Annotated in this window: 11 protein-coding genes; 5 read left to right on the forward strand and 6 right to left on the reverse strand. The window is 74.3% G+C overall.

Annotated features, from left to right (window positions below; all coding sequences use genetic code 11):
- Positions 1-804 precede the first annotated feature (804 nt).
- Positions 805-2,379, forward strand: a complete 1,575-nt coding sequence (locus tag AC3EQ1_RS06550) for a LuxR C-terminal-related transcriptional regulator (protein WP_432093312.1) — start codon at positions 805-807, stop codon at positions 2,377-2,379.
- 70 nt (positions 2,380-2,449) lie between these two features.
- On the opposite strand, the gene AC3EQ1_RS06555 is transcribed toward AC3EQ1_RS06550, so the two are convergent.
- A complete protein-coding gene (locus tag AC3EQ1_RS06555) occupies positions 2,450-3,454 on the reverse strand; it encodes a helix-turn-helix transcriptional regulator (RefSeq protein WP_432093313.1) in 1,005 nt (334 codons plus the stop codon).
- Between the two features lie 92 nt (positions 3,455-3,546).
- On the opposite strand from AC3EQ1_RS06555, the gene AC3EQ1_RS06560 reads away from it, so the two are divergent.
- A complete protein-coding gene (locus tag AC3EQ1_RS06560) occupies positions 3,547-3,945 on the forward strand; it encodes a VOC family protein (protein ID WP_432093314.1) in 399 nt (132 codons plus the stop codon).
- A 174-nt stretch (positions 3,946-4,119) separates the two neighbouring features.
- Here AC3EQ1_RS06560 and AC3EQ1_RS06565 read toward each other — a convergent pair whose 3' ends face one another.
- Positions 4,120-4,551 carry a hypothetical protein gene (locus AC3EQ1_RS06565; protein WP_432093315.1) on the reverse strand — a complete coding sequence of 144 codons (432 nt, stop codon included), beginning with the start codon at positions 4,549-4,551 and terminating at the stop codon, positions 4,120-4,122.
- A 13-nt stretch (positions 4,552-4,564) separates the two neighbouring features.
- On the reverse strand, positions 4,565-5,245 hold the full coding sequence (locus AC3EQ1_RS06570; RefSeq protein WP_432093316.1) for an alpha/beta fold hydrolase: 681 nt from the start codon (positions 5,243-5,245) through the stop codon (positions 4,565-4,567).
- A gap of 420 nt (positions 5,246-5,665) precedes the next feature.
- On the opposite strand from AC3EQ1_RS06570, the gene AC3EQ1_RS06575 reads away from it, so the two are divergent.
- Both AC3EQ1_RS06575 and AC3EQ1_RS06580 read left to right on the forward strand, forming a co-directional pair.
- Positions 5,666-7,990 (forward strand): ATP-binding protein, encoded by a 2,325-nt coding sequence (locus AC3EQ1_RS06575; RefSeq protein ID WP_432093317.1) that lies wholly within the window; start codon positions 5,666-5,668, stop codon positions 7,988-7,990.
- Between the two features lie 136 nt (positions 7,991-8,126).
- On the forward strand, positions 8,127-9,194 hold the full coding sequence (locus AC3EQ1_RS06580) for a TAXI family TRAP transporter solute-binding subunit (protein ID WP_432093318.1): 1,068 nt from the start codon (positions 8,127-8,129) through the stop codon (positions 9,192-9,194).
- A gap of 34 nt (positions 9,195-9,228) precedes the next feature.
- Here AC3EQ1_RS06580 and AC3EQ1_RS06585 read toward each other — a convergent pair whose 3' ends face one another.
- The 3 genes from AC3EQ1_RS06585 to AC3EQ1_RS06595 form a co-directional block, all read right to left on the reverse strand.
- Positions 9,229-10,611, reverse strand: a complete 1,383-nt coding sequence (locus AC3EQ1_RS06585; RefSeq protein ID WP_432093319.1) for a sensor histidine kinase — start codon at positions 10,609-10,611, stop codon at positions 9,229-9,231.
- Entirely contained in the window at positions 10,608-11,297 is a 690-nt protein-coding gene (locus AC3EQ1_RS06590; RefSeq protein WP_432093320.1) for a response regulator transcription factor, read from the reverse strand. The genes AC3EQ1_RS06585 and AC3EQ1_RS06590 overlap by 4 nt, the downstream gene beginning before the upstream one ends.
- Positions 11,298-11,436: 139 nt before the next feature.
- On the reverse strand, positions 11,437-12,825 hold the full coding sequence (locus tag AC3EQ1_RS06595) for an MFS transporter (RefSeq protein WP_432093321.1): 1,389 nt from the start codon (positions 12,823-12,825) through the stop codon (positions 11,437-11,439).
- Positions 12,826-13,196: 371 nt separating this feature from the next.
- Here AC3EQ1_RS06595 and AC3EQ1_RS06600 point away from each other — a divergent pair, with 371 nt between their 5' ends.
- On the forward strand, positions 13,197-13,559 hold the full coding sequence (locus AC3EQ1_RS06600; protein ID WP_432093322.1) for a hypothetical protein: 363 nt from the start codon (positions 13,197-13,199) through the stop codon (positions 13,557-13,559).
- The last annotated feature ends 118 nt before the right edge of the window (positions 13,560-13,677 follow it).

The following is a 13,677-nucleotide window of genomic DNA, read 5'->3' on the forward strand; positions in this document are numbered from 1 at the left end:
GGTACGCACTACCTGCTTTCCGCTCCCCACGTCCCCCGCCGGTCCGCCGCCGGGGCCGTCGGCAGGTGATCCGGGCGGCGGCGCAGCGGTGGAAACGCGGCGGAGGACCGGTGGAACGCGCGGCGGTCAACGCCTGAGGGAGCACGGAGCCCCGCAGCGCCATCGGCCCCGCACGCCCCTGCCCCCTGCCCCGCGGACCTCGCCTGCCGGGACTCCACCGTCGGCCTCCGCCCCGGTGCACCGGCGGTCCCGACCGGCATGCGCGCCGGTCACCGGCCCCGGACGGACCTCCGCACCGGCCCCGGCCCCGGCCCTGTACGGGCATCCGACCGGGCCCCGACACGGGCCATCGGGAACCCCATGGGTATCGCGCGCCCAGGTATCCCTCCGGGTGGTTCTCCCCTCACAGGATCCGGGGCCTGCGCACATGATCGGTCACATCGTCCTGCGCGCCCGAGCCCGCGCGCCACTGACAGCCCCCGGCGCCTCGCGCACCGAAGGCGAGGACCTCAGCCGCACCCGGCCCTCCCGCGCCGCCCGACCACCCACGGAGATCCCATCAACACGCTCGCTTCGCACGACGGTTCCGGTCCGCACTACCGGGCGGCCCGGATCCTGCACGACCAGGACGGCCCCCTGGAGGAGGTCGCCGGGCATCTGCTCGCGACCGAGCCCGCAGGCAGGGCGTGGGTCGCTGGCGCGCTCCGGGCCGCGGCACGCCTGGCCGCGGCACGCGGCGACGCCGAGGCCGCCGTCACGTACCTGCGGCGCGCGCTGGAGGAACTGCCCACGGCGGGGCGGGGCGTGCTCCTCGCCGAACTCGGCCGCGCCGAGGCACCGGCTCATCCGGCGGCGGCGGTCCGTCACCTGTGTGCCGCGCTGGACGAGCTCACCACCCCGGTGGCCCGGCTGGACGTGGTGCCCGTCCTGGCCGACGCCCTGGCGCGGGGGCAGCGCGGCTGCCAGGCGGGTGAGCTCCTCGAACGCGAGGCCCGGCTGCTGGCCACCACCGGTCCCTCGTGCGACGACGCCTCGTTCGGCCTGCGTCTGCAGCGTGTGCTCATCGAACTGGAGGACCTGGAGAAGCGGCCATGGATGACCGACCGGCTGGCCGAGCTGACGGCCGACGCGGACCGCGATCCCGGCCACCGACGGGCGGTCCGGGCGGTCCGCGCGGCACTGGCGGTCGGCCGCCCCGCCGACGCGGCGGCCGTGGCCGAGGACGCCCGTGACGCGCTGGACCCGTCGCCGCCCCGGGACGACACCTTCGCCGCCGCGACCGGACTGGCCGTCCTCGCCCTCGTCTGGTGCGACCGGCCGGCGGAGACGACGGATTTCCTCGACCGCCTGGCGGAACGGACCCAGTGGCACGACTGCGCTCCGGCGCGGACGCTGCTGGCGATGGGCCGCTGCGAGGTGGCCTACCGGACCGGCCGCCTCCGGCCCGCCCTCGACGCGGGACGCCACTGGCTCGACCTGACCTCGGCCGCCCGCGGCAACGCCATGGTGCCCCTGGCGGCCGCCGGGGTCCTGCGGGTGCTGGTGGAGACGGGACGGCGGGAGGAGGCCGCGGCGCTGCTGCTCGACGCCGATCCCGAGCGGTACGGCACCTCCTGGCAGTGGGCGCACCTGCTGGAGGCCCGGGCGCGGCTGCGCCTGGCGCACGGCGACCTCCCCGGGGCCCTGGAGGATCTGCTGGAGTGCGGCCGCCGTCAGATCGCCTGGCAGCGCGACAACCCCGCGGTGCTGGCGTGGCGGTCGCTCGCCGCCGTCACCCACCTCGCGCTGGGCAGCCCCGGGCAGGCCGCGCGCCTGGCGCACCAGGAACACGAGCAGGCCCGGGACTGGGGCACCCCTCGCACCCTCGGCGTCAGCCTGCGCGCCGTCGGTATGACCGCCCGCGGCCGTCAGGGCCTGAAACCCCTGGCGGACTCCGTCGGGCTGCTCGAGGAAGCCGGTGCCACCCTCGAACTGGCGCGGTCGCTGGTCGAGTACGCCACGTTGCGCTGCGAGGCCGGGCACGCCCGGCTGGCCCGTGAACTGGCCCTGCGCGGACTGGTCCTCGCCCGGCAGTGCGGGGCCGTAGACCTCGCGGCCCTGGCCCGCGAGCGGCTGCGGACCTTCGGCGCCCGGCCCCGCAGGGCACATGAGGCCGGGGTGCAGGCGCTGACCGACAGCGAACGCCGTGTCGCGCTGCTCGCCGCCCGCGGGCTCACCAACCGGGAGATCGCCGACAGCCTGTTCATCACCCGGCGGACCGTCGAGAACCATCTGACCAGCGGCTTCCGTAAACTCGGCATCAGCGGCAGACGCGAGTTGGCGCCGCTGCTCGACGCGGCGGCCCCGCTCGGGGACGGGCCCGGTACCGAGGGGGCGTGACCCGGCACCCGTGACGGGACGTCGAGCCAGGGAGCACGTCAACGACCTCTTACGACGAGGTGTGCTCCGCTTACGACGAGGTGTGCTCCGCCCGGGCGAAGGTCGCGAGCCGTTCGGCAAAGGCCTCGACCAGGCCGCGGAGCTCATCCGGGCCTTCGATGACGAAGGGGCGGTCCAGCGAGGCCAGTACGGCAGGCAGCCAGTCGAGCCGGTCCACCCGCAGTTCGACACGACGCCAGCCCTCGGCCCCCGGGTCCGCCCTGCCCGGGGACGGCAGTTCCGTCACGATCGCGACGCCGGGGGGCAGCCGGGTGTGGATCTGCTCGGCCGTTCCCTGGATGCGCAGGGCCACCTCGTGCCGGTACGGAACCGTGGCGAGCCCCGTCAGGACGCGCTCGGCCGGATCGATCCCGGCGGGTGGTTCGAACGAGCCGGGCAGGACCCTCACACCGGTGATGCGGTCGAGTCTGAAGGTCCGGTCCTCACCTGCCGAGAGATCCGCAGCCGTGACGTACCACCTGCCCGAGTGGGCGACGACGCCGTACGGGTGCAGGGTGCGCTCGCTGCGCCGGCCGTCGCCGGCGGTGTACCGAATCGAGATCGGCCGGTGATGGTGCACCGCATCGGCCATCGGGAGGAGGACCGCAGGTTCCGGGGCCGCCGCTGCCCTGCCGGGCGGATCCGTGAAGGCGAGCGAGCCGAGCACGGCGTCGAGCCTGCGGCGCAGATGCGCGGGCAGCACGCGCCGGATCTTGGCCGCCGCCGTCTCACTCGCCGTCACCGTGGTCGCCGCCAGGCCCGATCGCCGACCCGCGACCAGGCCGAGCAGCACAGCGAGCGCTTCGTCGTCGCTCAGCATGAGCGGGGGCATGCGGTAGCCGGGGGCGAGCCGGTAGCCACCGTAGCGGCCGCGCACCGACTCGACGGGCACGTCGAGGTCGACGAGTTGCTGTGCGTAGCGCCGCACGGTGCGTTCGTCGACGTTCAGCCGGTCGGCGAGTTCGGACACGGTCCGGATGCCTCCCGACTGCAGAAGCTCCAGCAGAGTGAGGACGCGAGCAAGGGGGCGGGGCATACCCGGAAGTCTCCCGCACATACCGGGCGGGTTCCGCCCGGTATTGGTCGTAGCGTGCGGTCACCAGCACCGACCGGCCAGGGAGAAAACCCATGAACTTCGTCTCCGTCCGCATCATCACCGGCGACGTCGCCCGCCTCGTCGACTTCTACGAGCGCGCCACCAAGGTGTCCGCCACCTGGGCCAACGAGGACTTCGCCGAGCTCAGGACCACCTCGGCCACCCTTGCGATCGGCAGCACCCGCACGGTCCCGCTGTTCGCGCCCGGCTCGGCCCGCCCGGCCGACAATCGCAGTGTCATCCTCGAATTCCTCGTCGACGACGTCGACAGCGTGTACAAGAACCTGAGCGGCTTCGTGGAGGACTTCGTCAACGAACCCACCACGATGCCCTGGGGAAACCGCGCGCTCCTGTTCCGCGACCCCGACGGCAACCTCGTCAATTTCTTCACCCCGGTCACGCCGGCCGCCATCGAGAAGTTCGCCCCCTGAGGACAGCACGGCCGCCGGGCACGGCTTCGCCACCGGCGCAGGCCTGCCCGGAGGCCGAGCGGGGGACCACGGGTGCTGCCCCGTCCGGCACCGAGCGGGGCCGCGGATGCTGCCCGCCCGGCACCGGACGCGTCAACACCCGTGGCACCACCGCCCGTCGGGACGTGTCGGGCGCTATCCGGCCCGCTTCAGCCCCACGTACTGCATCGCCCCGAACACCACCACGGCGATGCCGATGAAGCCGACATAGGCGTTGCCGAGCAGGGTGATGGGGAACCACGCCGGTCCGGCCGCGATGATCGCCGCGCAGCCCACCGCCCACACGGCGTTGAGGAGGACGGCGCTGACGGCGACCGGCCGGAGGACGTCCGGGCGGGTGCCCGCGTACCAGAGCCCGGCGGCGTAGACCGTCAGGAAGGCGCCCTGGGCCCAGTGCAGCCACGTGGGCAGTCCGAGCAGCGGGTCCAGCATCCCGGCGCCCAGCAGGCTGAGCGCCGCGACGAGACCGGACACCGTGCCGTCCAGCTTCAGGGAGAACCGCAGCAGTCCGTCGTCGCCGCTCTGCCGAACGTGCCGGTACGGGGCGGCGGTTGATTCGTGCACCATGTGACTGTTCCTTTCAGGCCGTGCCGACCGCGGCACGAATGATGAGCTCGGCGACGTTCCCGGGCCGGGACAGCGGCGCGGAGTGACTGGACGGCACCGACGCGACGGCCGCCCCCATGCGTGCGGCCATGAAGCGCTGGGCCGCCGGCGGCAGGGCCCGGTCCTCCTCCGCGACCAGGTACCAGGAGCGGATCGCGCGCCACGCCGGCTCACCCGAGGGGGACTCCAGACAGCTCAGGGCGGACGGCTTCTGGACCGCCGCCAGCACGTTCGCGCGCACCGCCGGCACATCGGCGGCGAACACCTCCCGGAAGCGGCTCCGGTCCACCTCGGACAGCCCGTCGTCGTACGGCCGGACCACCTCGCCCACCGTCGCCCCGAACCCCTGCAGGATCTGGAAGCCGCTCTCGCCCTTCTCCGGGGCGAACGCCGCCACATACACCAGGGCGGAGACGTTCGCCGCATCCACCACCGCATTGGTGATCACTGTTCCGCCGTAGGACCAGCCCACCAGGATCACGGGACCCGGCAGTCCGTCGAGCACCCGCCGGGTGGCGGCCACGTCGTCCTCCAGAGAGGTCAGCGGCAACTGCACCGCGGTCACCCGGTGCCCGGCGTCGTGCAGGAACGGGATGACCTCGCTCCAGCCGGATCCGTCGGACCACAACCCATGCACCAGAACCACATCCGACACGGACATCGACTCCTCATGTCTCCGAACGGCGCCCCGCTCTCCCCGCCCTCGACGCCCGCTCGCGGGATGCCGGGGTGCTCGCCGCCGTGCCGGGGGAGCACGGCGGCGAGCCGGGAGAGGAGGCCCTCCTTACGAGGAACCAGACTGCCGAGCCGGCGGGCGGCGGGAATCACGGAGACTCCGTGATATTTGGCCCCGCCCCCGCCGGCTGGGAGACAACCCCTCACCCGGCCCGGCGGGGGAGACCTCCTGCGGTTGCCCGTCGCGGCGGCTCCGTGGGGGCGGCAGACCGTCCGGCTCTCCGCCGCAGCAGGAACCGCCGCGCATCCGGGCCCGCCCCCGGTCTCCACGGTCTCCACCAAGGCACGGCGCCCGGAGGAGTCGATTGCCCGGCCCCGGGCAGACCTCTACGGTGTGGGCATGGGCGGCTATGTCCGGGGAGCCGGCACGCTGCCGGCAGAGATGACGCGCTTCATCGGGCGTCGGCACGAGCTGTCCCAGGCCAGGGCGCTGCTCTCGCGCGGGCGGCTGGTGACGCTGACCGGGCCGGGCGGGATCGGGAAGACCCGGCTGGCGCTGCGGGTCGCCGCCGAGGCACAGCGCTCCTTCCCGGGCGGGGTGTGGCTGGTGGAACTGGCCGCACTGGACGACGGCAGCCGGCTGGCCCAGACCGTCGCGTCCCACCTGCGGCTCGGCAACGAGGCCATCGGTGATCCGCTGACCCGGCTCGTGGAGCACGTGGCCGGTGAACGGATGCTGCTGGTGCTGGACAACTGCGAGCATGTGCTCGATGCCGGCGCCGCCCTGACCGCGACCCTGCTGAAGGCGGCCCCGGAGCTCCAGGTGCTGGCGACGAGCCGTCAGATGCTGGGGGTGTCCGGGGAGCACGTGTTCCCGGTGCCGTCGATGGTGCTGTCCGAGGACGCACTGTCCCCCGAACTCTGCGACGCGGTGGCGCTGTTCGCCGACCGGGCGGCCGCGATGCGGCCCGACTTCCTCCTCACCGCGGAGAACGCCGCGGTGATCCACGAGATCTGCCACCGGCTCGACGGCGTCCCCCTGGCCATCGAGTTGGCCGCGGCCCGGCTGAGGGCCCTGTCCGTGTCCGACATCCTGCTGCGCCTCGACGACCGGTTCACCCTGCTCACCACCGGCTCCCGGGCCGCACTGCCGCGTCAGCGGACGCTGCGCGCTGCGATCGACTGGAGCCACGACCTGTGCACGGACGAGGAGCGCCTCATGTGGGCGCGGCTGTCGGTGTTCCCGGACGGCTTCGACCTGCGGGCGGCCGAACAGGTCTGTGCCGGGGACGGCATCGCCCCGGACACCGTCCTCGACCTCGTCGTCGGTCTGGTGGACAAGTCCGTCCTCGCCCACGAGGAACGCGGCGCCCGGATGCGGTACTGGCTGCCGGACACCCTGCGCCGGTACGGGCGCGAGCGGCTGGCCGCGTCCGGCGAGGAGCACATGCTGCGCGAACGGCACCGCGACCACTACCGGACGATCGCCGAGGAGGCCGAGGCCACCTGGTTCGGCCCCGGCCAGCTCGCCTGGTTCACCCGGCTGCGGGCCGAACACCCCAACTTCCGGGCCGCCCTGGAATTCAGCCTCGGCGAACCCGGTGGAGCCCCGGCGGCGCTCGGCCTCGCCGCCTCCCTGTGGATCCACCGGCTCGGCTTCGGCTCCTTCCACGAGGGCCGCCAGTGGCTGGATCGGGCCCTCGCCGCCGGCCCCGAGCCGGGCCCGGAGCGCGCCAAGGCACTCTTCGTCGACGGGCTGCTGGCCGTCCTGCAGGGAGACATCGACGCGGCCGACGCCCGGGTGGCGGAGTGCCGCTCCCTCGGCGCCCCCCTGGGCGAGGACCCGGACCTGGTCCGCGCCACGGTGAACCTCGACGGCCTCGTGGCCCTCTTCCGGGGCGACTTCCCCCGCGCCGAACGGCTGCTGGAGGACGCCCTCGAACGCCACCGGGCGGCCGACGACGCCGGCAACGCCGCGGTCACCCGCTTCATGCTCACCACCGTCTGCGCCAACACCGACGACCCCGCCGGCACCGCCCACGCCGAGGAGTGCCTGGCGCTGTGCGAGGCCCACGAGGCGCAGTGGTCGCGGACCCATGCGCTGTGGGCCCTGGGACTGGACCACTACCGGCGCGGCAGTCACCAGCGGGCCGGGACCCTGGTCCGGCACGCGCTGCGGGACAAGCCGCTCTCCCACGACCAGTGGGGCGTGGCCCAGTGCCTGGAGGTCCTGGGCTGGTGCGCGGCCGCGGCGGGTCAGGGCGAACGGGCCGCGACGCTGCTGGGCGCGGCCGACGCGACCTGGCGGGTCGCCGGGTCCGCGCTCACCGGTCTCGGCCATCTGCAGGCCGGCCACCAGCAGTGCGAGGCGGCCCTGCGCGCCGAGCTGGGCGACGCGGCGTACACCGCCGCCGTCCGGGCCGGCGAGCGGCTCACCCTGGAACAGTCCGTCTCCTACGCCCTGGAGGAGTCCCCGGCCCCCGCTCCACCGCCCGCGAGCGCGGCGTCGGCGCCGCTGACCCGCCGGGAGCACCAGGTCGCGGGCCTGGTCGCGGAGGGCATGACCAACAAGGGGATCGCCGCCGAGCTGACGATCTCCCGGCGCACCGCCGAGGGCCACGTCGAGCACATCCTCACCAAGCTCGGCTTCACCTCGCGCGCCCAGATCGCCGCCTGGGCGGCCAGGAACCACGACGCCGGAGCCCGGGAGGGCACCCCGGCCTGACCTCCCGTTGCGCAGGCGCCCTGTGACCGCGGCCCGTCACCGCCCCGCGCCGGTCGCCCCTTCGGCCACCGACCGTGTCCGGCGACCCCGTCTCCGTTCATGGCCCCGGCCCAGGACCCGCGGTTACACTCCGGCCGTGACCAGCGCAGACGGGCCCGCTCCCGGGAGCCGTGCGGCGGACCGGACCCCGGCGCCCGCCGCTCCGGCCCCGGCCGGGCCCGTGCGGCCGGCCGGAGCCGGGTCGTACCGCGGGCCCGGCCGCCGCACCGTGCTGGGGGCCGGCGCCGGCGGCCTCGCCGCCGTCCTGGCCGGGTGCTCGTCGGAGTCCGGACCCGTACGGCGGCTGCGGATGGCCACCGGGCCGAAGGGCGGGCCGTACCACGCCTTCGGGCAGGCGCTGGCCGAAGCCCTCTCCGCGAGCGGGCAGCGGCTGGAGGTCGTCCCCGTGGGCACCGCGGCGAGCGTCGACAACCTGCGCCGGCTGGACCGGGGCTCGGTGGAGCTGGCGCTGGCCATGGCGGATGTGGCCGCCGACGCGGTGCACGGTGAGGCGGAGTTCTCCCGGCCGGTCCCGGTCCGGGCGCTGGCCCGGGTGTACGTGAACTACACGCACCTCGTCGTCCCGGCCCGCGGGCCCGTCCGCACCGTCCAGGACCTCGCCGGGCGGCCGGTCGCCGCCGGAGCGCCGGGCTCCGGCGTCCAGGTCCTGGCGCGGCGGCTGCTGCGGATGACCGGGCTGACCGGGGACCGGGCGGTGCGGACGCGGCCGCTCGGCCTCGCCGAGTCCGTGCGGGCGCTGCGCGAGGGCACGGTCGACGCGCTGATCTGGTCCGGCGGTGTGCCGACACCTGCGCTGTCGGAGCTCGCCCGCACCCTGCCGCTGCGCTTCCTGCCGCTGGACGGCTTCGTCCGCCCGCTGCGCGAGCGCCACGGCGCCGTCTACTCGGCCGTCACCCTCCCGGCCGGGGCGTACGGGATGCAGGCGCCCGTGGGCACCATCGGCGTCGGCAACTACCTGCTGGCCCGGGCCGATGTGCCGGAACGCGCCGCGCGCGACCTGCTCCGGCTGGTCTTCGACCGGCGGCGCGACCTGCTGCGCGAGGTGACGGCGGGCGCCCGGCTGGAGCCCCGCTTCGCCGTGTCCACCGGCGACGTGCCCCTCCACCCGGGCGCGGTCGCCCACTACCGGGCCGCCTACGGCTGACCTGCGGAGTGCTACGGCGGCCGGAACGCGGTGATCAGCTCGGCGCGCCCGCCGGCAGCGACAACTCCACGGCGAGACCCCGCGGCGTGTTGTGGCCGACGGAGAGCCGCCCGCCGCTGAGCGTCGCGATCTCGTCGGCGATGGCCAGCCCCAGCCCGCTGCCGGGCGTGTTCTGGTGCTGGGCGCCCCGGACGAAACGCCGCAGCAGAGTGGGCAGCTGCTCCTCGGACACTCCCGGACCGTCGTCGGCGACCCGCACGACGACCTCGCCGTCCCGGAGCGCGGCCGCCACCTCGACGCGGCCGCCGGACGGGACGAACTTGGCGGCGTTGTCCAGCAGCGCGTCCAGGACCCGGCCCACCGCGTCGGGCAGGGCCCGCCCCCGCAGCCCGTCGCCGACGTCGGCGGCCAGTTCGATGCCGGACGTGCGGAACACCGGACCCCACGCGGTCACACGTTCCCGCACCGCGGACGACAGGTCCTGCTCGGTGAGTTCGGCGGTGCCGGACTCCACCCGGGCCAGCGCGAGCAGCCCGTCCAGCAGGTCCCCCAGCCGTTCCGCCTCGTCGAGGGCGCGCGAGAACTCGGCCGGGCCCGGCCCGGGCCGCAGGTGCGGCTCGATGTTCTCCAACTGGAGCACCAGGGTGGCCAGGGGGTTGCGCAGCTGGTGGGAGGCGTCGGCGACGAAGTCCCGCTGCCGGCCGATGGACTCGGCCACCGCCTCCGCCATGCCGTTGAAGTGCTCCCGCAGCCGGCGCAGTTCCGGCGGTCCGGTGTCGGAGGCGGCCCGCGCCTGCAGGCTGCCGGCGGCCAGCCCCTCCACGGCCCGGTCCAGATCGCGCACCGGGCGCAGCAGCCACCGGGTGATGCCCGCAGCGACCAGGGCAGCCGTGGTGAACGCGGTGATCGCACCGACCCCGATGAGCGCCGAGCGGACGGTCACGTCCCGGCGCGCGGCGTCGGTGGGGACGGCCAGCACCACGGCGCCGCTCACCCGTTCGTCGTGGCCCACCGGCTCGGCCAGCACCACGGTGGCCGGCCCCCAGGGCCGGACCGTGGGCAGCTGAGCCGTCGGGCGGCCGGTCAGGGCCTGCCGCCGGACGTCCACCGCCGAGGCCGCGAGAGCCGCCGCGGTGCCCGCCCCGGCCCGTGCCAAGGGGTTGCCCGCCGAGTCCACGACCAGCACCCCGGCGCCGTACAGCTCGGCGTACCGGTCGATCTCGGCGGACAGCTCGGACCGGTCGGCCCGGGTGCGCGCCCGGTCGGCGAGATCGGCGAACCGTGCCGCGTCGGCCCGCCGCTGGAGCAGCAGATGCTCGGTCCGGCTCCGCGCGAGGGTGTCCGCCAGCGGCACCGACAGCAGCAGCACCGCCGCTCCCATGAGCACGATCAGCACGGCGAGCAGCCGGCGCCTCATGGGCCGCCGTCCGTGCCCACGGAGCCGAGCTGGTAGCCGAACCCGCGGACCGTGCGGATCAGCTCCGACCGGCCCGTCTTGGCGCGGATCCCCGCCACGTGCACGTCCAGGGAGCGCGAGGCGGTCAGGAACACATCGCCCCAGATGCGGTCCAGGATCTCCTCCCGGGAGTGCACCTCGCCCGGCCGGGCGGCCAGGAACGCCAGCACGTCGTACTCCCGGCGGGTCAGCCGCACCTCCGCCCCCGCCACCGTGACGGTGCGGGCCGCCGGGTCGATCTCGACGTCCCCCGTGCGGACCCGCCCCGCGCTCTCCGCACCGCCGACCGCGGGGAGGTCCGTGCGGCGGCGTACGGCGTCGATGCGGGCCATGAGCTCGGCCGTCCGGAAGGGCTTCACCACATAGTCGTCCGCGCCGGCGCGCAGCCCCTGCACGATGTCGCGCTCCTCGCACCGTGCGGTGACCACGATGACGGGCGCGTCGCAGACGGTGCGCATCCGCCGCAGCAGTTCCAGCCCGTCCAGGTCCGGCAGCCCCAGATCGAGCAGCACGAACTCGGCCTCGTGCGCGTGCTGGAGCGCGTCCGAGGCACGGCCGACCCTGCGGACGGAGTGGCCGCGCTGAGCGAGGGCCGTGCCGAGGGCGTGGGCCATGCGGTCGTCGTCCTCGACCAGCAGTGCGTGCATCCGGGCTTACCTCTGTGACCTGGGACAGTGTGCCTTCTGGCATATCCCATCGGCCGGGTTTGCGGAAGAGGCGACCGGCAGGCCGGGGCACGGACGGCACCGTGCCCACCCGGCCTGCCGGTCGCGGCTGTGGGGAGGGTCAGACCTTGGCTTCCACCGCCGGGCCCGGCCGGTCGGCCGGCCCGGCCCCCTCGGCCGGGGCGGCCCCGGCCTCGGCCCGGCTGAGCGTGGCGTGGCGGGTCTCCGGCATCAGCACATAGGTGACCAGGGAGACCAGCGCGCACCCGGAGACGTACCAGAAGAACATCGTCTCCATGCCCGCGTCCTTGAACCACAGCGCCACGTACTCCGCCGTGCCGCCGAAGAGCGCGTTGGCGATCGAGTAGGGCAGTGCCACGCCCAGGGCGCGCACCCCGGTGGGGAACAGTTCCGCCTTCACGGCGGCGTTGATCGACGTGTATCCGGTGACGATCACCAGGGCGATCAGCGACAGCCCCAGCGCCGACCAGTACGACGACGCCGACCGCAGGGCGGTCATGATCGGGTAGGTGCCGACGGTGCAGCCGACGGCGAAGGTGATCAGCAGCGGGCGCCGGCCGATCCGGTCCGACAGCGCTCCCGCGAAGGGCTGCAGCACGGCGAAGACCGTCAGCGAGGTGAAGCTCACCAGCGTCGCGGTGGACTTCTCCATGCCCGCGCTGCCGATCAGGTACTTGGTGAGGTACGTGGTGTACGTGTAGTAGGCCACCGTGCCACCGAGAGTGAGCGCCATGACCAGGAACGCCTGGCGCCGGTGCTGCCACAGGACCTTCAGCGAGCCGCGTTCGCGGGCGTCGCTCCCCTCCCCGGACGCCTCGGTGAACGCCTCGGTCTCCTGCAGGCGGCGCCGCAGCCAGAAGACCACCACGGCGAAGAGCGCCCCCAGCACGAACGGGATCCGCCAGCCCCAGCCCTCCAGCTCGTCCTTGGTGAGGGTGTGCTGCATGGTGATCAGGATGCCCAGGCCGAGCAGCTGGCCGGTGGTCATCGACACGTACTGCATGGACGAGCCCAGCCCCCGGCGGCCGCGGCCCGACGCCTCGGTCAGGTAGGTGGCGCTCGCGGCGTACTCGCCGCCGATGCTCATGCCCTGCAGGAGCCGCGCCAGCAGCAGGACCAGCGCGCCGAAGTAGCCCGCCTGGTCGTAGGTGGGGGCGACGGCGATGAGCAGGGCGGCCGCCGACATCATGGCGACCGTGAGGGTGAGCGCGCTCTTCCGGCCGTGGCGGTCCGCGGCCCGCCCGAGGATCCAGCCTCCGACCGGCCGCATCAGGAAGCCGACCGCGAAGATCCCCGCGGTGTTCATCAGTTGGGTGGTGGGGTTGTCACCGGGGAAGAACGAGTCGGCGAAGTAGATCGCGAAGGTGGCGTAGACGAACCAGTCGTACCACTCGACGAGGTTGCCGAGCGATCCGCCGATCAGGGCGAGTCGTCGCTTCGCGCGCTCGCCGCCGGGCGGTGTTCTGGGCACGTTGGCGGACGGTGACATGGCGGCTCCCGGTGAGAAGACCCCTGGTCGACGGGGTGATGATGTGCCCAGAGCATGCGCGCGCCACCGTGCCGGGACAAGGTTCGGCCGCCAGATCTAACATGCCGCTAAGAATGCGGACGGCCCGCCGCGGCCCCTCCTGCGGGCACCCGCCGTGGACCTGTCTGTCCTCCGGACGTCCTGCACGGCGCTCCCGCTGCCGCCACGACAGGTCCGCGGTGCCTCCTCCCACCGTGAATCCCGGAGCAGGGAATCCGGCATCGGCTCCGGCCTGGCCGGGCAGCCGCACCGCACCAACGGGCCGATATATGAGGTGACATGACGCGGGACCCACTGCGAGGATCGCGGCATGAACGCCAACCGAAAGGCTGATGCCGCGTAACCGGCCGGGGCAGGTGCGCGCCCGACAGCGCCCACGGAGCCGGCTCACCCGCCGGCCCGTCATCGCCGGCCTCTCCTCGCCGGCGCTCGCCGAGATCGCCAGGGTCGAGAACAGCCGGAACCACCTCTGGGCCGGCGTCACGGCCGACGCACTCGCGATGTGGGGCGCGTTCGTGCGGCACCCGTACCACAGGCTCTGGACCCCGTACGAGGACGGCGCCTGCGGCATCTGGGAGTGCTGCGGAAACCCTTACGAGGCACGCGAGTTCCTGGAATCCGTCATCCTCGGAATGTCCCGGCGCCGGGCTCGCGAACTGCGGGCCGTCGTCGACCGGCTCGACGCCTTGTACTGAGCGCCCGGAACGGGACCGCTGTACCGACCGCCGTTGAGTCCGTGCTCGTTCGCTCGCCCTGACGCGTAGTCGGCAACGGCCCGACGGGCACGGCGGAGCGGGCCGCCGTACCCCTCGC

This window comes from Streptomyces sp. bgisy100 (assembly GCF_057709105.1).

Excerpts from the sequence above, each read along its gene's own strand:
- AC3EQ1_RS06555 (WP_432093313.1), bottom strand. The coding sequence starts at position 3,454 with ATGCCCCGCCCCCTTGCTCGCGTCCTCACTCTGCTGGAGCTTCTGCAG.
- AC3EQ1_RS06560 (WP_432093314.1), top strand. The coding sequence starts at position 3,547 with ATGAACTTCGTCTCCGTCCGCATCATCACCGGCGACGTCGCCCGCCTC.
- AC3EQ1_RS06565 (WP_432093315.1), bottom strand. The coding sequence starts at position 4,551 with ATGGTGCACGAATCAACCGCCGCCCCGTACCGGCACGTTCGGCAGAGC.
- AC3EQ1_RS06575 (WP_432093317.1), top strand. The coding sequence starts at position 5,666 with ATGGGCGGCTATGTCCGGGGAGCCGGCACGCTGCCGGCAGAGATGACG.
- AC3EQ1_RS06585 (WP_432093319.1), bottom strand. The coding sequence starts at position 10,611 with ATGAGGCGCCGGCTGCTCGCCGTGCTGATCGTGCTCATGGGAGCGGCG.
- AC3EQ1_RS06590 (WP_432093320.1), bottom strand. The coding sequence starts at position 11,297 with ATGCACGCACTGCTGGTCGAGGACGACGACCGCATGGCCCACGCCCTC.
- AC3EQ1_RS06595 (WP_432093321.1), bottom strand. The coding sequence starts at position 12,825 with ATGTCACCGTCCGCCAACGTGCCCAGAACACCGCCCGGCGGCGAGCGC.
- AC3EQ1_RS06600 (WP_432093322.1), top strand. The coding sequence starts at position 13,197 with ATGCCGCGTAACCGGCCGGGGCAGGTGCGCGCCCGACAGCGCCCACGG.